Origin of the sequence: Tessaracoccus sp., from assembly GCF_016714275.1 — a bacterium.
In the GTDB taxonomy this organism is placed as follows: Bacteria; Actinomycetota; Actinomycetes; order Propionibacteriales; family Propionibacteriaceae; genus Arachnia.
In genome coordinates, this window is sequence record NZ_JADJNP010000004.1 from 1 (window position 1) to 15,320 (window position 15,320).

The window sequence follows — 15,320 nt, forward strand, 5'->3', positions numbered from 1 at the left end:
ATCCGTCCAGTGTTGCCGACCCGATCCTCGTCCTTCGGGTTCTGCTGAGTGCCGATCCTGGCGTCGCCGTAGTCGAGCACCTCCTTGGTCGACTTGGCGCGCCGGAACCCGCCCTGTCCGTCGTTGACCATCGTCACGTTCAGGGCGGTGTCAGCGGCGACGATGTTCGGGTTCTTGTCGCGTAGAACTTCGCTGCCCTCGAGTCCAGCTCGCGCATGGACTCGTGGAGCAGCGACGCGCGATCCGCCTTCGTGCCGGACTGGCCGTGCCGCAGGTGCCGCACGTTGAACCCGGCCCGGCTGACTGCCTCACTCATCGTCGTAGACCTCCTCTTCGTTCGGGCGACCCATCACCGGGTGGAGCCTCTGCTTCGCCTCTCCACCCGGTGACGTGCCGCAGCCGCCTCATGTGCCCCGGGACCCTGCTTCGCCCCCCTGGACACCTGATTCGGCTTTAGCCTCGTAAAGTCAAAGTTCTGGAGCTGCGCTCCACCGGCTGCGCCTGAACTTTGACCGGGGCCCTTCCGGGGGACTCCTGCGGAGGGCTCGGCCGGGGCGCGGCGTGGCAGATCAGGACCTACACCGACGCCCCACCGGGGGCCTCGGGTGGGGTGCTGCCCCTGCCCAGAGGGCGGGGATTCACCCTCGACAGGCGCGCCATCGAGGGGGTGAAACGGGACCGAATCACGGCCGTCCCGCCATGTTCTGCGGGGTGATTCCGGCCTGCTGCTGGCCGCCCTGCGGGGGGCCTGCGCAGCGGCCTGAATGGGCCGCTGATCGGCCTTGGAATCGGCCGGCTCGGCTGCCTTCTTCGGGGCCGATTCGGGGACGATCTTCTTGACCGATTCGGCCCGGCGCAGCTCGCCGATGACCTCCTTGCGGAGTTCCTCCATCCAGCGCTTGGAACCCTCGTCCTTGGCCTCGGCGCGGGCCACGATCCCGGCGTCGATCTTGGCCTGATTCTTCTTCCGCCAAGCGGTCTCGGCCTTGATCGCCTCGACCCGCTCAGCCTGTTCAGCCAGGGCCTCCGCAGACAGCCCCTGAACCTCGTTGGTGTACTTGTTTTCGATGCTCACGTCGAGCGTCCTTTCCTTGGTTGACCTCGCCTACCGGACGGCAGCGAGGAGTTCCTTCTTCGCGGCCCGCGCCAAGTCGTGACGAGGGCTCGGCAACGGGACGAGATCGGGGAACCGGGCGTACTGCTCGCGCCGCCGCACGGCCTGCGCGAGGGCGTCCTGGTTGCCCTCAGCCGCCTGGTATTCGAGGCGGGCGATCTCACTGGGAACCTGCTCCAGCTCGCGCCGGAAATCGGCCAGCTCGGCACGGAGTTCCTCAGCACAATCGCCGTCGTCGAACGGCACGTCGTAGGCCCAAGCGGCCAGCATCGCGGCACCCAGCCAGGTGAACGAACCATGCGCGAACTCGGCCCGGAGATCATCGACAGACCATCCGCACGACGCGCGATTCTCACAATCCAGGCGCTCCACCCACGACATCAGTAGAGGCTCCCTGGACACCCCCACCGAAACGCGGGCCATAGCCACGAAACCGTCGCGCCCAGCCGTCTCAGCAGCCCTCTGGCGCTCCGCGATCCTCTCGGGAGACTCCTCGTACCGACGCCGTTCCTCAGCCGCCTCAGCGGCCTTCTGGCGAGCCTCCTGAGCTGCCTTCTCCGCCGCCTCAGCCTTGGCGCGCTCGCGCCCCAGCCGCTCCACTTCAGCGGCCGCCTCGGCCTCGTGGAGGGCCCTCTGGCCGGCAGGTGACTGCTCCCATGCCAGCCGCTGCTCGAACTTGACTCGATCTTCCTCGCGCTTGAGTGCCCGAGCACGCTCGCCCGCCAGCGGCGCAAGCTTGTGGCCGTGCATCGCCCACGTGATCGGGAACCGGATCGCCACCTGGTCGGGGGTCAGCTCGTCATCCATCAGGGCAAGCGGGCGCAGCGGCCACTCGCGCCGCTCCAGACGCTCCAGACGCTCCAGGCGACGGGAACGCATCTCTAGCCAGAAATCAACGTCAGCCCAGATGCGCTGGCGCGAGACGATGAACTCCGGACCGGTCGTAGAGGGCCTTGCCCTTCGCCTGCTCGACGGGATCGGAGTGGGTCAAGTAGTTGGCGAAAGCCTCGAATGCACCCCGACCGGTCAGCAACTTGACCTCGGCGTCGAAGCCGAGTCGATGTCCGGCCTCGATCAACGTCAACGGAGTGCTGCACCGCAAAGCCCCCTGGAGGTGTGCCTCTGCGGCGTCACGCACGTGGGGGACGGCGACGAAGTCGGCGACGGTCTTGATGTCGTCCAGGTTGCTGCGAAGCTGCTGCAACGCAGCTGCAGGATTCAGGCTGCCCAAGGGGATCGAGAACTTGAACATGCGATAGCGGCGACCGCGGTAACGCTCACGCCGGTTGTCACGGCGGGGCTGGACTGGCGGTGGCTCGCTGGTAAAGTGGGTCATGACTTCCAGGTCTTTCTGATCCCGTCGGGCTGCCGCCCGGCGGGATCGCTCTGTTTCTACGGGCGATCGGACAGGTCGGGTGAGGCGACGGGCTGTGTGGGTACACAGTTGGTGTCACGGGGCGCAAAGTGTGTACCCGCAACCGTGTACCCGGATGCGACGGGAAGAATCGCGTCGTGACCAGGCATTTCAGGTGCTGCAACGGGGTTGGTGTGGGTACACGGTTGGTGCGGAGTGCGCAAAGTGTGTACCCGCAACTGTGTACCCACGAAGGGGCTGCCGGTGCGGTAACTCGCGCCCTCCGTGCGCGCGTAAGCCCAAGTCAAGACGGGAATGGGCTGAGACTGCCCACAGGCATGGCTCGCCGTGGGTACACAGTTGATGCGGGAGATCCGGGATTCCGGGCCGACCACGATCGCGGCAATCACCGACGGGCCTCGGCATCCTCAAACAGCGCGCGCAGGCTGCGCGCCGTGATCCGGATAGGCGTTCCCTTGCGACGCGGCAGGAGAGTCTTGAGTTCGCCTGCGTCCAGCATCCGCTTGACGGTGGACCTCGACACTCCGAGGCGGTCGACGACCTCGTCGATCGGGTAGGCGCGCAGCTCGTCTTCAACAAGCACGTTGGACGTGTGGGTGGATCGTGACATTTTGGGTTCCTCAGGAGCATCGCTCTACTGAGTGACCGCTACCACCTGACCGTGTCGCCGGTCGTCTGGGGCGCGTGCCCCGGGTGGGGCCGTCGCTCTTCGGAACCTCGTCCGCCTCCCCCGGGGGTTACCCGAGCTCCTGGCAGATCCGACGCCCCGCTGCGAACGGGGCCGACGCGGCCTGTCAGCTGCGCCTTCCTAGCCCTTCATTTCGGGCTACAACCCAGATTACACGATGGTCCATGCCGATCCAATGGGGCGCAAGTGGCCCGAACCACTGTCCCACACAGGTCCCACGAGGACCAGGAATAGACCGTCAGGCAGCGTCCAGATACAGCAAAACCCCTGGCAAACAGGGGTTTTCATGTTGGTGGGCCTAACTGGACTTGAACCAGTGACCTCTGCCTTATCAGGGCAGCGCTCTAACCGTCTGAGCTATAGGCCCGTCACCGAGGAGAAACTCTATCGCGCTCAGCGTCGAGGGGCAAACCGACGCTGGCTAGGGAGTCAGTCCTCGGCGAGGGTAACCTCCAGTCCGCCCATGACGACTGCCGACAGGTTGTACAGGAACGCGAAAAGGGTCGCGACCGCAGTGATGATCACGACGTCGATCGCGGCGACCACGACCGAGAACCCGAGGATGCGCTGCACGCTCAGGTAGTCCTCGATCTTGAACGAGCCGCCCTCCTGCTCGCTGCTGATCAAGGTGTTGATCAACGTGTTCAGCGACTCCAACGCGCCCGAGCCGGCAAGGACCGACCACAGCGCGAACGTCGCGACGACCATCATCACGCCGAACGCGATCGAGAAGAGGAACGTCGTCTTCATCACAGACCATGGATCGAGGCGGGCCAGGCGCAGGCGCGCCTTGCGCGTCCGGTGCGCCGGGCGCGGAGCACGCGTCGCGGGGCGCTGCTCGGCCGCCGGGGCCGACGCTGACGCCGTCGGGAGGGACTCCGTCGGGACAGGGGCGGGGATCGGCTCGGTCACCGGAGCGGCCGACCACGCCTGGGTCGCCTCCGACGCCGGACCACTCGCAGAACCCGCAGCGGCCACGCCGGCAGCACCTGCGCGAGCCGAACCGGCTGCACCCGCAGGCGCCTCCGCAGGCGCCCCCACCGGGACTGCCGGGCGGTCGACAGCGGCCAAGGGCTGCGTCTCGTCGGCGGGCGTGCGGTACGGGGAGAAGTCGAGCCCGGGGGCTCCGTTCGATCCCGGCCAGCGCGGTGAGTTCTCACTCATCGGCGATCTCCTCGGTGGTCGGCTCGGTCACCTGGCTGGCGACGTCGCCCCCTACGCTACCCTCTCCCCCCACAGGAGCGTCGCTCTCCGCGTCACCATTCGCCTGATCTGGGCCGGTGGTCTCATCGGAATCAGACTCGGGGTAGAGGGCGATCGCACCAACGGCGTCGGTTCCCTTGACCCCCACGAACTTCACGCCCATGGTGTCGCGGCCCTTCACGGGGACGTCCGTGACGGCCGACCTGGTGACCTGTCCGGAGACCTTGATGGCCATCACCTCGTCCGCCTCGCCGACGATCAGGCCACCGACCAGCTGCCCGCGATCCTCGTTCAGCTTCATGGCCTTGACACCGAGGCCACCGCGGCCCTGCTGGCGGTACTCGTCGACGGCGGTGCGCTTCGCGAAGCCCCCATCGGTCACCGTGAACACGTACTGGTCGGCGTAGTCCTCGTCGGCACGCAGCACCGCCATGCTCAGCAGCTGGTCGCCGTCGCGGAACTTCATGCCGGTCACGCCCGACGTCGCGCGGCCCATGGGGCGTAGCTGCGAGTCATCGGCTTGGAACCGGATGGCCTGGCCCTTGCGTGAGATCAGCAGCACGTCGTCGTCCGACGACACCAGCGCCGCTCCGATGAGCTCGTCGCCCTCCTCGCGGAAGTTGATGGCGATGACACCTGCCTGGCGCGGCGAGTCGTAGGCCTTGAGCTCCGTCTTCTTCACAAGGCCGTGCTTCGTGGCCAGCAGTAGGTAGGGGGCGTCGTCGTAGCCGTTGATGGTCAGCACCTGCGCGATCCTCTCGTCGGGCAGGAAGTTCATCAGCCCGGCGACATGGCCGCCCTTCGCGTCACGGCCCGACTCCGGCAGCTGCCACGCCTTCGCCCGGTACACCCGACCGAAGTTCGTGAAGAACAGGATCCACTGGTGGTTGGTCGTGGTGAAGAGGTGCTGCACCTCGTCGTCTGCCCGCAGCGTCGCACCGCGAACGCCCTTGCCGCCGCGCTTCTGGACGCGGTACTGGTCCGCGCGGGTGCGCTTGGCGTAACCGCCGTGCGTGATGGTGACCACGACGTCCTCGTTGGGGATGAAGTCCTCCTCGGAGAAGTCACCGTCGGCCGCGACGATCCGGGTGCGGCGCTCGTCGCCGTACTTATCGACGATCTCCTGCAGCTCGGTGGAGATGATCGTGCGCTGGCGGGCCTCGTCGGCCAGGATGGCCTTAAGGTCGGCGATCTGGGCCTCCCGCTCGGCAAGCCGGTCGATGATCTTCTGGATCTCCATCGACGCCAGGCGGCGCAGCTGGGTATCGAGGATGTGGCGGGCCTGCAGCTCGTCGATTCCGAGCAACTCCTGCAGGCCGAGATTGGCCTCGTCGGCCGTGCTGCTCGCCCGGATCAGCGCGATCACCTCGTCGAGCGCGTTCAGCGCCTTCACCAGGCCGCGGTCCAGGTGCGCGGCCCGCTCGGCCTCCTCCAGCTGCCACTGCGTGCGACGGCGGATGACCTCGAGCTGGTGCTTGAGCCACAGCGAGATGAACTGGTCGAGGCGCAGCGTGCGCGGGACCTCATCGACGATGGCCAGCATGTTGCAGCCGAACGTATCCTGCAGCGCCGTGTGCTTGTACAAGTTGTTCATGACGACGCGCGGCTGGGCATCGCGCTTCAGCACGATGACAAGGCGGGTGCCGGTACGGGCGGAGGTGTCGTCGCGGATGTCGGCGATGCCGGTGAGCTTTCCGGAGTTCACCAGCTCCGCGATGCGCAGCGCCAGCGAGTCCGGGTTGCACATGTACGGCAACTCCGTGACGACGAGCAGCTGGCGGCCCTTCTCGTCCTCCTCCATGTCGATCACGGCGCGCATGACCACCGAGCCGCGACCCGTGCGGTAGGCGTCCTCGATGCCCTGGCGGCCGACGATCAGGCCGCCGCCGGGGAAGTCGGGGCCGTGGATGTACTGCATCGCAGCCTCGAGCAGCTCCTCGCGCGAGGCGTCGGGATGCTCCAGCGCCCACTGCACGGCCGCGCCGACCTCGCGCAGGTTGTGCGTCGGGATGTTGGTTGCCATGCCGACGGCGATGCCGGTGGAGCCGTTGACCAGCAGGTTCGGGAACCGGGCGGGCAGGACGACCGGCTCCTCCTCGCGGTTGTCGTAGTTGGGGCGGAAGTCGACGGTGTTCTGCTCGATCTCGCGCACCATCTCGACGGCGAGCGGCGCCATCTTGCACTCGGTGTACCGCATGGCCGCGGCCTTGTCGTTGCCCTGGCTGCCGAAGTTGCCCTGCCCAGAGACCAGCGTGTGGCGCATCGCCCACGGCTGAGCGAGGCGTACGAGGGTGTCGTAGATCGCGGTGTCGCCGTGCGGGTGGTAGAGGCCCATCACCTCGCCGACGACGCGGGAGCACTTGTTCCAGCCGCGGTCGGGACGATAGCCGCCGTCCCACATCGCGTAGAGCACGCGTCGGTGCACCGGCTTCAGGCCGTCGCGGACGTCGGGCAGCGCGCGCCCGACGATCACGCTCATCGCGTAGTCGAGGTAGGAGTTCTGGATCTCGTGCTGGAGGTCGATCGGGTCGACACGCCCGGTGAGGGTGGTCTTGTCGTCGGTGTCGTCAGCCATGCGGGATGTACCTTTTCGTCACTCTTGGATGGGCGGAGCCGGGGCTCAGATGTCGAGGAAGCGAACGTCGCGGGCGTTGCGCTGGATGAACGTGCGGCGCTGCTCTACGTCCTCACCCATCAGGATGGAGAACATCTGGTCCGCGGCGGCCGCGTCCTCGAGGGTCACCTGGAGCAGGATCCGATTCTCGGGGTCCATGGTGGTGTCCCACAGGTCCTCGGCGTTCATCTCGCCGAGGCCCTTGTAGCGCTGGATCGGGTTGATCTGCGGCAGCTTCTTGCCGTTGGCGAGGCCGTCGTTGCGGAGGGCGTCGCGCTCGGCGTCGCTGTAGGCCAGCTCGTGCGGCGCGTTGCTCCACCGAAGGCGAAACAGCGGCGGCTGCGCGAGGAAGACGTGACCGGCGTCGATCATCGGACGCATGAAGCGGAAAAGCAGCGTCAGCAGCAGCGTGCGGATGTGTGCGCCGTCGACGTCGGCATCAGCCATCAGCACGAGCTTGTGGTAGCGCAGCTTGTCGAGGTCGAAGTCCTCCTGCATGCCGGCGCCGAGCGCGTTGATGATCGCCTCGACCTCCTTGTTGGCGAGGATCTTGTCGATGCGCGCCTTCTCGACGTTCAGGATCTTGCCGCGGATGGGCAGGATCGCCTGCGTCTTCGGGTCGCGGCCGCCGCGGGCCGAGCCGCCGGCGGAGTCGCCCTCGACGATGAACAGCTCGCATTCGGCGGGGTTGGTCGACTGGCAGTCGACGAGCTTGCCCGGCAGGCCCGAGCCGCCGAGGAGGCCCTTGCGGGAGCGAGCCATGTCGCGCGCCTTGCGGGCCGCGATGCGCGCCTGCGCCGCCGACTGCGCCTTGCGGATGATCTCCTTGCCCTCCGCGGGGTTGCGCTCGAACCAGTCGCCGAGGCGGTCGTTCAGCACCCGCTGCACGAAGCTCTTGGCCTCGGTGTTGCCGAGCTTGGTCTTGGTCTGGCCCTCGAACTGCGGCTCGGCGACCTTGATGGAGACGATGGCGGTCAGGCCCTCGCGGATGTCGTCGCCGGAAACGCGGTCCTCGCGCTTCTTGATGAGACCCCACGAGTCGCCCCAGCGGTTGACGGTGTTCGTCAGCGCCGCCCGGAAGCCCTCCTCGTGGGTGCCGCCCTCGTGCGTGTTGATGGTGTTGGCGAACGTGTGGACGCTGGAGGTGTAGCTCACGTTCCACTGCATGGCGATCTCGACGCCCATCCCCTGGTCAGGAGCGTGAGCCTCGACGTCGATCACGCTGGGGTGGATGGGCTCCTTCGCCGTCGACAGGTACGTCACGTAGTCACGCAGGCCGCCGGGGTACATGAACTCGTCCGCGCGGCGCTCGGGCTCGCCCTCTTCGTTGACGGTGAGATGATCGTCGCGCAGGTCGACGATGCTGATCCGCAGCCCCTTGTTCAGGAAGGCCATCTCGCGGAAACGCGTGGCGAGCGTGTCATAGCTGAAGTCGGTGGTCTCGAAGATGTCCTGCGAGGGGTAGAACGTGATGGTGGTTCCGGTCTCGTCGGTCGCCTCGAGACGCTCGAGCTCAGTGACAGGGACGCCAAGGTGGAAGGTCTGCTGGAAGCGGAAGCCGTCGCGTCGGACATCGACGATCAGCTTCTCCGACAGCGCGTTCACCACCGAGGAGCCGACGCCGTGGAGGCCGCCGGAGACCTTGTAGCCGCCGTCGCCGAACTTGCCGCCCGCGTGGAGGACGGTCAGCACGAGCGTGACCGTCGGGATCTTCTCGACCGGATGCTCCTTGACGGGGATGCCGCGGCCGTTGTCCGTGACGCGCACCCCACCGTCGTTCAGGAGCTCGACCTCGATCGAGTCGCAGTAGCCGGCGAGGGCCTCGTCGACGGAGTTGTCGACGATCTCGTAGACCAGGTGGTGCAGGCCACGCTCGCCGGTGGAGCCGATGTACATGCCCGGGCGCTTGCGCACCGCCTCAAGGCCCTCAAGGACGGAGATCTGGTCGGCGTCGTAGCTGCCGGTCACTGTGTTGTCTGCCGAGTCCTGGAGCCCCTCCATCCGCTCGATGGGGTCGAAACCGTCGCCTACCTGCAGGTCGTCAGACACACATATCTCCTGTTCACACAAACGGACGCCGGGTACCCCGGCGTCGGTGACCGACTCATCATACCCGGTCATGCCCGGTTCTGACGACGCCGCGCGCCCGTGAAACCATCGATAGAACGCCCAGAGTGCCCGTCTGGCCGATCCCGTGGGGCGCAGCCCGTGGCCCCCTACCCCTCTGGGTCCCTCAGGGCGGCAGAACGCCGATTCAGGCCAGGGCGGCGTCGACGGCGTCAGCGACGACGCCGATCACGGGCCAAGCCCCCTCTGAGCTGTTGCCCAGCACGGTCGCCGTCGTCGCCGCGCCGGGGATGTGGGTGGAGCGGAACGAGACGCCCGCGTCGTAGCCCTCAATGACCGTCGCGGGGCCGGTCGCGTGCAGCCAGAGGCCGAGGCCGTAGCGCATGCCCTCCTCGGGAACGTCAGCGCGGGGGGTCGCCATCGTCGCCACCGTCGCGGGCGAAACGATGCGCCCGGCGTGCAGCGCCAGCCAGAACCTGTGTAGGTCCGCGGCCGTGCTGAACGCGCCGCCGTCGCCGTTGCCGAGGACCGGCAGGTGCAGGGTGTTGGCCCGATTGCCCTCGTCGAAGACGTACCCCGTCGCCGCCGAACCCGGAAGCTCGTCGAGGCGCAGGTACGCGGTGTCGGCGAGGCCGGCCGGCTCCAGGACCAGACGCGTGACGACGTCGTGGAACACCTCGCCCGTGATGCGCTCGAGGATCACCGCCAGCACCATGTAGCCGCCGTTGGAGTACGAGAACCGTTCCCCGGGCGCGAACTTCTGCGGGAACCCCTCGAGCGCGGGCAGGAACGCCGCCGCCGAAGTGAGGGTGTGGACGGGGAGAGTGAAGACGTAGTCGTCGACCTCCCAGTCGCCGTCCTCGTCGAGGTAATCGCCGATGCCCGAAGTGTGCCCGAGCAGGTGCTCGATGGTGACCGCGTCGTCGATGAGGGGGAGGTCGTCGCCGAGGATCTCGCGCGCCGGCTGGTCGAGGCGCAGCGTGCCGTCCTCCACCAGACGCAACACGGCCAGCGCGGTGAAGGCCTTGCTGCCGCTGGCCAGCCCGAACTGCATTCCTGCGGTGACCGGCACGCCGTACCCGCGGTGCGCGTGTCCATAGCAGCGCTCGAACGCGCGTTCGCCCGCGACCTCGACCGTCACGACGCCGGAGAACGAGTTGGTGGCAGCGGCGGCGTCGATGGCGGCGGCGTCGAGCGTGATCATGACCCATTCTCACACTGTCGCGACCAAAAAGCGCCCCCTGCGGGCCGACCGATCGCGCCTCCGCCGCGGGGGCGCTCCGTCCGTCGGTTGCCGAACCAATAGGCTGGCGGACCGGACCAAGGACTGGCGCCAGTCCATTGGTTTCACTTCGTCACGACAGCGGGGCTCCGCCCTGCGCGTCGGCTCAGTACGGTGCGACACCGTCGCTCGTTCCTCGCGGACGGGCTCAACCAGCGGTGAAGGAGGGTTTATGGAGTGGGTGCTGCTCGGTGCCGCGGCATTGCTTGTCGGGGTAGCGAAGACGAGCTTCGGCGGGCTCGGATCGGTTGCCGTCGCGATGCTGGCGCTCGCGATGCCGACGAAGGAGTCGACGGCGGCAGCGCTCCTGTTGCTGATCGTCGGCGACGTCGTCGCCGTACTGCGATACAGGAAGGCCGCCGACTGGCGCCTGCTCCGGGCGCTGCTGCCCGCCGTCCTGCCCGGGCTGCTGCTGGGCGCGTGGTTCCTGTCGGTCGTCGACGACCTGCTCCTGAAGCGTGCCATCGGCTGGTTCCTGCTGGCGTTCGTGCTGATCCAGCTCGTCTGGCAGCTCACCGCCAACCGCAGGGCGGCCACCGATGACGGCCCCCCGCACCGCGCCCTGTCGCTCGGCGCCGGCGTCCTCGCCGGCTTCACGACGATGACGGCCAATGCCGCGGGCCCGATCATGGCGCTGTACCTGCAACTGGCGAAGGTCGAGAAGCTGCGCTTTCTCGGCACCGGCGCCTGGTACTTCTTCATCATCAACGTGTCGAAGGTCCCGCTGAGCGCCTCATTGGGCCTGTTCACGCCCCGGGTACTGACGACGTCGGCCGTTCTCGTCCCCGTGGTTCTGGTGGGCACCGCGATCGGCATCGCGATCATCGGCAAGGTCCCTCAGCGCGCGTTCGACATCATCACGCTGCTCACATCCGTCCTCGCCGCCGTCGCCCTCCTGGTCCTCTAGGGACGTATTGATCAATGCTTCCCTAGCTACGTTCCTTGAGCCGGCCCCCCGCGCGAAGCGCCGGGGCCGAGTCGAAAGGTCCGAAAGACGAGGCAGGAACTACGGCAGACCACCATCGCAGGGGCTGCGGACCCTTCGAGACGGCGCCGCAGCGTTCTCCACTCGGCGCTGGTCCGCGCGCGGCGCATCCTCAGGGAACGATGGCCCTAGGCTGGCCACATTCGCACCGAGGTGGAGGAGTCGAGATGAACTGGGTTGACCACACGATCTGGTGGCACGTCTACCCGCTTGGGTTCTGCGGGGCGCCGATCCGGGACGAGCACACGCCGGCCCCGCGGCTGCGGCGACTGCTGAACTGGCTGGACTACGCCGTCGAACTCGGCGCGTCCGGGCTGCTGCTCGGGCCCATCTTTGCTTCCGAGGCCCACGGCTACGACACCCTCGACTTCTCCCGCATCGATCCGCGGCTCGGCGGCGACGAGGACTTCGACGATCTCGTCGCCGGCTGCCGAGAGCGAGGCCTGCATCTCCTGCTCGACGGCGTGTTCAGCCACGTCGGGTCCGGGCACCCCGAGCTGCGCCGCGCGCTCGCCGAAGGTCCCGGGAGCGAGGCCGCCGCCTTGTTCGACATCGACTGGGACGCCCCGGGCGGACCCGCACCACGGGTCTTCGAGGGGCACGGCGCGCTCGCCCGGCTGAACCACGACGCGGACCGCACCGCTGACCTCGTCGCCGACGTCATGATCCACTGGCTTGATCGCGGCGCGAGTGGCTGGCGCCTCGACGCGGCGTACTCCGTCGACCCCTCCTTCTGGGCGCGCACCCTTCCCCGTGTTCGCGAACGCCATCCGGGCGCGTGGATCCTCGGCGAGGTCATCCACGGCGACTACCCCGCATTCGTCACGTCGTCGACGGTGGACTCCGTGACGCAGTACGAGCTGTGGAAGGCGATCTGGTCAAGCCTGAAGGACCGCAACTTCTTCGAACTCGACTGGTGCCTGACAAGGCACAACGCTCTCCTCGATGCGTTCGTCCCCAACACCTTCGTCGGCAACCACGACGTCACCCGCATCGCCTCGACGGTGGGGGCGGACCTCGCCGTCGTCGCGCTCGCGATCCTCATGACGGTCGGGGGAACGCCGTCGATCTACGCGGGCGACGAGCAGGGCTTCACGGGCGTGAAGGAGGAGATGGCCGCAGGCGACGACGCCGTCCGCCCGCCGTTCCCGGACACCCCGGCAGAGCTGCTGCCGTTCGGCGAGCCCGTACTGCGGGTCCACAAGGAGCTGATCGGCCTGCGTCGCCGCCACCCCTGGCTGGTGCACGCCCGCACCGAACGCCTCGAGGTGACCAACGAGCAGCTGACCTATCGCAGCTTCTCAGGCGACGACGCGATCCAGGTCGAGCTGAACCTGGCGGGCGCACCGTCGGTTGTGGTTCGCGACGCCGCCGGCGCCATCCTCTGGACCACCAACGCTGGTTGAGCCCTGCCGCTGGCCGACCTCAATCGGCCGGGGTCGACTCAGACTCTTCCCGGTCTGACTCGGGTTCCGCTGACTGTGCAGCCGTCTTGCTCGCCGACGCCGATGTCGTCGGCTCCTCGGGGGCCACGCTGGGTGACTCGCTCGCCGACTCCCTCGGCGACGGTTCCTCGGACGGGGACGGCGAAGGACTCTCCGACGGCGACTCGCTCTCCGAAGGAGTGGGCGAAGGAGACTCGCTCGGCGACGGCGAGGGAGACGGGCTCTCCGAGGGGCTCGGCGATGGTGACGGGCTCGGCGATGGTGACTTCGACGGCGAAGGCGACGGGCTCGGGCTCTCCGAAGGACTCGGTGACGGCGACGCGCTGGGCGATGGCGATGCGGACGGAGACCGAGAAGGAGAAGGGGAAGGGGAAGGGGAAGGGGACGCACTGGGCGACGGGGACGCGCTCGGCGATGGCGTCGGTGTCGCCGAACCCATCTTCGACAGGTCGACGACGGTGGCCTTGCCGTTCAGCCACGGCTCGGGATCTGTGAAGTTCCCGTTGACGATCACCTCGAAGTGCAGGTGGCAACCCGTCGAGTAGCCGGTGTTGCCGACGCGGCCGACACCGTCGAGCGCCTTCACCCGCTGGCCGACGCTCACGCCTACGGACGACAAGTGGTTGTAGGTGGTGACCACGCGATGCCCGCCGAGCGCGCCGTGATCGACCTTGACCTGGATGCCGTTGCCGCCCGCCCAGCCGGTGCGTACGACGACGCCGTCGGCCGCTGCGCCGACGGCGGTGCCGCACGGCGCGGCGAAGTCGAGGCCGGTGTGCAGCTTCCAGATGTGGAGTATGGGGTGGAATCGCAGCCCGAACCGCGATGTCTTACGGCCGCCGGACAGCGGCACGGCGAGCAGCTCATCACCCTTGGTTGTGCCCACCTTGCCGACCCGCGACGTGTCGATGCTCGACGGCGCGGCGGGCAGCGGGACCACGGACGGATTGTCGCCCTGGATAACGTCCGGTGTCTGCGCGGAGAACGGGTCGAAGAGGCCGGTTGACGGCGTGACCTCCGGCGAGATCAGCGCGCGCGGCGCGGCGCGCGCGCCAACAGCCGCCGGCGTGACGGACGCCGTCGGCTCGTGACTAGGTAAAGCGAGAAGTGTCTCGTCGCCATCGCTCCACTGAAGCGCACTCACCGACGCACATGCGACGGTCACAGCAACGACGGCCCCCACCAGGCTGCGTTTCATGTTCCCCCCTGAACCAAGGAGGCCTATCTTAATCTCAGCGCGCGTCGAAATCTACGTTCAATATCACGGACACGTCCACATCCTCCGGGTCCAGGTCGATCGATGGGGCGGCGGAGTCGGCCATCATCGCGCGCGCCATCATCGGGCGCGCGAACCGCGGTGGGGCGTCGTCGCGGATGGCGACGGCCTCGACGGTGCCGAGCCCGGCCGCTGCGGCGATCCATTCCGCGCGCTGCACCGCATGGGTGAAGGCGGCCTTGAGGACGTCCGGCTGGATGGCCTTGAGCGTCTCGTCAGTGAGCTGCCACTCGAGGTTGCCGATCTGCACGCCGTCGATCCCGGCGAGCTCGCCGAGCAGCGGCCCGACGGTGCTGAGGTCGTCGAGGACGAACGAACCGCGCACCTCCGCGACGTGCCGGACCCTGCCGCGTCTGTCGTCTCCGACGCTTGTCCAGGTGCGCAGCGAGGATAGGCGCACGTCGCGCCCGCGGCCGTCGGCGACGGCGTCGTCGAGCCGCGCACGCAGGCGCTCGAGGAGAGCAGCGGTGTCGGTGACGACCGCCGCGCGGTCCGAGCCGGTGAACCCGGCGCTGAGCGACACCGCGACGCACTCGGCCGGCAGTGTCATTTGGCTATTGCCCGTGACGGTGATCTTCATGTCGGAAGTGTACGTTCCGCTGGTTGAGCCGGGCCGCGACGAAGGAACGCCCGTGTCGAAACCAATGACTATTGGCAGTCCATGGACATGCGTCAGTCATTGGCTTCGACACGGACCCGGCGCTTCGCGCAGGGGTCTGGCTCAACCAGCGGTAGTTAGCCATAGGTGTCGCGCGGGCCTCGGCCGGCCACCGATCGCGGGCCCCGCTTCCACGACGGCGCCTGCGGGCCCCGGAACTCGACCCGGGTGACGGTCCGCTCGCCCAGTTCCTTGTTCAGGCGCGCGACGAGCTTCGAGGCGTGAAACTTCATCGCGCTCGCCCAGGCGGTGGTGTCGCAGTCGACGAGCAGGACGCCGTTGTCGTAGTGGACGGGGCGGGCGTGCTCCGCGTTCGCCTCGCCGACGAGCTCGGGCCAGCGCCGCAGCACCGTCGACAGCGAGATGCGTCGCTTCCAACCGCGTTCCGCGACGACCTGGTCGAGCACATTGCCGATCAGCTGCGGGTCTCGCTCGTCCGGGTGCGCACCCGAGCGCTGCTGCTCCGTGACGCGTTCCCGCCGCCGGGGTGTCCTCGACGGCGCAGGTTCGGGAAGCACGACACCGTACTCCGACGCCTCCACCGTTGCGCGCGCGATCTCGGAGGCCAGGTCCAGGCCCGTCGGATCGTGCGGTTCGCTCACCCGAAAGAGCC

General features: G+C 68.0%; 15 protein-coding genes, 1 tRNA gene and 1 pseudogene. 3 read left to right on the forward strand and 14 right to left on the reverse strand.

What is annotated here, in order from left to right:
* Positions 1-139 precede the first annotated feature (139 nt).
* The 10 genes from IPJ61_RS14230 to IPJ61_RS14275 all read right to left on the reverse strand — a co-directional run bounded on the left by IPJ61_RS14230 (position 140) and on the right by IPJ61_RS14275 (position 10,265).
* Positions 140-316 (reverse strand): hypothetical protein, encoded by a 177-nt coding sequence (locus IPJ61_RS14230; protein WP_297108816.1) that lies wholly within the window; start codon positions 314-316, stop codon positions 140-142.
* 33 nt (positions 317-349) lie between these two features.
* The gene (locus tag IPJ61_RS14235; RefSeq protein ID WP_297108819.1) at positions 350-1,075 is read right to left on the reverse strand and encodes a hypothetical protein; all 726 of its coding nucleotides are present in this window, start codon (positions 1,073-1,075) and stop codon (positions 350-352) included.
* Between the two features lie 30 nt (positions 1,076-1,105).
* Complete coding sequence (locus tag IPJ61_RS14240) at positions 1,106-1,993, reverse strand: hypothetical protein (RefSeq protein ID WP_297108821.1); 888 nt, start codon at positions 1,991-1,993, stop codon at positions 1,106-1,108.
* A gap of 19 nt (positions 1,994-2,012) precedes the next feature.
* Positions 2,013-2,366, reverse strand: a complete 354-nt coding sequence (locus IPJ61_RS14245) for a hypothetical protein (protein WP_297108824.1) — start codon at positions 2,364-2,366, stop codon at positions 2,013-2,015.
* Between the two features lie 508 nt (positions 2,367-2,874).
* Positions 2,875-3,099 (reverse strand): helix-turn-helix domain-containing protein, encoded by a 225-nt coding sequence (locus tag IPJ61_RS14250; RefSeq protein WP_297108827.1) that lies wholly within the window; start codon positions 3,097-3,099, stop codon positions 2,875-2,877.
* A 368-nt stretch (positions 3,100-3,467) separates the two neighbouring features.
* A tRNA-Ile gene (locus IPJ61_RS14255) sits at positions 3,468-3,544 on the reverse strand.
* A 62-nt stretch (positions 3,545-3,606) separates the two neighbouring features.
* The gene (locus tag IPJ61_RS14260) at positions 3,607-4,341 is read right to left on the reverse strand and encodes a DUF3566 domain-containing protein (protein WP_297108830.1); all 735 of its coding nucleotides are present in this window, start codon (positions 4,339-4,341) and stop codon (positions 3,607-3,609) included.
* A complete protein-coding gene (gyrA, locus tag IPJ61_RS14265; RefSeq protein ID WP_297108833.1) occupies positions 4,334-6,955 on the reverse strand; it encodes a DNA gyrase subunit A in 2,622 nt (873 codons plus the stop codon). The genes IPJ61_RS14260 and gyrA overlap by 8 nt, the downstream gene beginning before the upstream one ends.
* Positions 6,956-7,000: 45 nt before the next feature.
* Positions 7,001-8,995 (reverse strand): DNA topoisomerase (ATP-hydrolyzing) subunit B, encoded by a 1,995-nt coding sequence (gene gyrB, locus IPJ61_RS14270; RefSeq protein ID WP_297110940.1) that lies wholly within the window; start codon positions 8,993-8,995, stop codon positions 7,001-7,003.
* Between the two features lie 253 nt (positions 8,996-9,248).
* On the reverse strand, positions 9,249-10,265 hold the full coding sequence (locus IPJ61_RS14275; protein ID WP_297108836.1) for a serine hydrolase domain-containing protein: 1,017 nt from the start codon (positions 10,263-10,265) through the stop codon (positions 9,249-9,251).
* Between the two features lie 250 nt (positions 10,266-10,515).
* Here IPJ61_RS14275 and IPJ61_RS14280 point away from each other — a divergent pair, with 250 nt between their 5' ends.
* Entirely contained in the window at positions 10,516-11,250 is a 735-nt protein-coding gene (locus IPJ61_RS14280; RefSeq protein ID WP_297108839.1) for a sulfite exporter TauE/SafE family protein, read from the forward strand.
* Positions 11,251-11,495: 245 nt separating this feature from the next.
* The gene (locus IPJ61_RS14285; RefSeq protein ID WP_297108841.1) at positions 11,496-12,734 is read left to right on the forward strand and encodes an alpha-amylase family glycosyl hydrolase; all 1,239 of its coding nucleotides are present in this window, start codon (positions 11,496-11,498) and stop codon (positions 12,732-12,734) included.
* 38 nt (positions 12,735-12,772) lie between these two features.
* Here IPJ61_RS14285 and IPJ61_RS14290 read toward each other — a convergent pair whose 3' ends face one another.
* On the reverse strand, positions 12,773-13,252 hold the full coding sequence (locus IPJ61_RS14290) for a hypothetical protein (protein ID WP_297108844.1): 480 nt from the start codon (positions 13,250-13,252) through the stop codon (positions 12,773-12,775).
* Between the two features lie 65 nt (positions 13,253-13,317).
* Positions 13,318-13,572: pseudogene (locus IPJ61_RS22280) on the reverse strand (M23 family metallopeptidase); the annotation flags it as partial.
* Here IPJ61_RS22280 and IPJ61_RS14295 point away from each other — a divergent pair.
* Positions 13,454-13,864, forward strand: coding sequence for a hypothetical protein (locus IPJ61_RS14295; RefSeq protein ID WP_297108847.1), 411 nt, complete (start codon positions 13,454-13,456; stop codon positions 13,862-13,864). The pseudogene IPJ61_RS22280 and the gene IPJ61_RS14295 sit on opposite strands and share 119 nt — an antisense overlap.
* Positions 13,865-14,005: 141 nt before the next feature.
* On the opposite strand, the gene IPJ61_RS14300 is transcribed toward IPJ61_RS14295, so the two are convergent.
* The gene (locus IPJ61_RS14300; RefSeq protein WP_297108851.1) at positions 14,006-14,629 is read right to left on the reverse strand and encodes an SIMPL domain-containing protein; all 624 of its coding nucleotides are present in this window, start codon (positions 14,627-14,629) and stop codon (positions 14,006-14,008) included.
* A 155-nt stretch (positions 14,630-14,784) separates the two neighbouring features.
* Entirely contained in the window at positions 14,785-15,309 is a 525-nt protein-coding gene (locus IPJ61_RS14305) for a DciA family protein (protein WP_297108854.1), read from the reverse strand.
* Positions 15,310-15,320 lie beyond the last annotated feature (11 nt).

What these genes read in the sequence shown, in the direction of transcription:
- IPJ61_RS14295 (WP_297108847.1), top strand. Translation starts at nt 13,454, where the DNA reads ATGCCGTTGCCGCCCGCCCAGCCGGTGCGTACGACGACGCCGTCGGCC.
- IPJ61_RS14300 (WP_297108851.1), bottom strand. Translation starts at nt 14,629, where the DNA reads ATGAAGATCACCGTCACGGGCAATAGCCAAATGACACTGCCGGCCGAG.
- IPJ61_RS14260 (WP_297108830.1), bottom strand. Translation starts at nt 4,341, where the DNA reads ATGAGTGAGAACTCACCGCGCTGGCCGGGATCGAACGGAGCCCCCGGG.
- IPJ61_RS14285 (WP_297108841.1), top strand. Translation starts at nt 11,496, where the DNA reads ATGAACTGGGTTGACCACACGATCTGGTGGCACGTCTACCCGCTTGGG.
- gyrA (WP_297108833.1), bottom strand. Translation starts at nt 6,955, where the DNA reads ATGGCTGACGACACCGACGACAAGACCACCCTCACCGGGCGTGTCGAC.
- IPJ61_RS14250 (WP_297108827.1), bottom strand. Translation starts at nt 3,099, where the DNA reads ATGTCACGATCCACCCACACGTCCAACGTGCTTGTTGAAGACGAGCTG.
- IPJ61_RS14275 (WP_297108836.1), bottom strand. Translation starts at nt 10,265, where the DNA reads ATGATCACGCTCGACGCCGCCGCCATCGACGCCGCCGCTGCCACCAAC.
- gyrB (WP_297110940.1), bottom strand. Translation starts at nt 8,995, where the DNA reads ATGGAGGGGCTCCAGGACTCGGCAGACAACACAGTGACCGGCAGCTAC.
- IPJ61_RS14230 (WP_297108816.1), bottom strand. Translation starts at nt 316, where the DNA reads ATGAGTGAGGCAGTCAGCCGGGCCGGGTTCAACGTGCGGCACCTGCGG.
- IPJ61_RS14280 (WP_297108839.1), top strand. Translation starts at nt 10,516, where the DNA reads ATGGAGTGGGTGCTGCTCGGTGCCGCGGCATTGCTTGTCGGGGTAGCG.
- IPJ61_RS14245 (WP_297108824.1), bottom strand. Translation starts at nt 2,366, where the DNA reads ATGTTCAAGTTCTCGATCCCCTTGGGCAGCCTGAATCCTGCAGCTGCG.
- IPJ61_RS14240 (WP_297108821.1), bottom strand. Translation starts at nt 1,993, where the DNA reads ATGCGTTCCCGTCGCCTGGAGCGTCTGGAGCGTCTGGAGCGGCGCGAG.